General features: G+C 61.0%; 1 pseudogene. It reads right to left on the reverse strand.

The features are described from left to right. Positions 1-259: pseudogene (locus C7G61_RS43655) on the reverse strand (IS630 family transposase); the annotation flags it as partial.

A 259-nucleotide genomic window follows, 5' to 3' on the forward strand; every position in this document is an offset into this window, starting at 1 on the left:
GCCAGGCTTGGGCGGCAAATCCGGCGCCGTCGTTGCGATGGCCTGGATTCCCGGCTTCTCGTCGCAGGAGACGATCGTCACCGGCTTTCCCCGCCGCTTTCCCTTGGCAGAGGCTTTCTTCAGGACCTGGACTTCACGATAGACGCACAGGACCTCCGCCATCTTCTGTTCGAACTCGGCGTCGCGATTTTCAAGATAGTAACGCACCTTGTGCGGCTTGATGTCCTCCCGGCCGAGGATCTTGCACACCGTTCCCTGG

This window comes from Bradyrhizobium algeriense (assembly GCF_003062295.1).
Lineage (GTDB): Bacteria > Pseudomonadota > Alphaproteobacteria > Rhizobiales > Xanthobacteraceae > Bradyrhizobium > Bradyrhizobium algeriense.